Source organism: Halomonas sp. TP35 (genome assembly GCF_052375975.1).
In the GTDB taxonomy this organism is placed as follows: domain Bacteria; phylum Pseudomonadota; class Gammaproteobacteria; order Pseudomonadales; family Halomonadaceae; genus Vreelandella; species Vreelandella citrativorans.
Window position 1 is genome coordinate 1 of record NZ_JBQSUZ010000048.1, and the last position, 419, is coordinate 419.

The 419-nt window shown below is 50.4% G+C and carries 2 tRNA genes; both read left to right on the forward strand.

Annotated elements, in window-relative coordinates:
• The first annotated feature begins 76 nt into the window (after positions 1-76).
• Positions 77-153 (forward strand) — tRNA-Ile (locus tag ACT3RU_RS17990).
• Positions 154-264: 111 nt separating this feature from the next.
• Positions 265-340 (forward strand) — tRNA-Ala (locus ACT3RU_RS17995).
• Positions 341-419: the final 79 nt, after the last annotated feature.

Sequence of the window (419 nt, forward strand, 5' to 3'; positions counted from 1 at the left end):
ATCCCTCGCGGCAAGCGCTCACAATGAATTACCTGATCAGATCATAGAGCAAACGGTTTAAGCACGATCCCCTCTTGGGTCTGTAGCTCAGTTGGTTAGAGCGCACCCCTGATAAGGGTGAGGTCGGCAGTTCAAGTCTGCCCAGACCCACCAAATTCCTGTGATACCACGTTAAAATGATCCTCGTATAGCAGGCTATACGTCGTCACATTTTGCCTTGTCTCACAGAAATTTATGACAAGAGGCCGGTTTTGCGAAAGCAATGGGGCCATAGCTCAGCTGGGAGAGCGCCTGCCTTGCACGCAGGAGGTCAGCGGTTCGATCCCGCTTGGCTCCACCATTATCCTGACCGTTTGTTTGTTTTGTGACCATTGATAAGCCGCACGTTTCTAGACGTCGCTTTATCACTGTTCATTGAA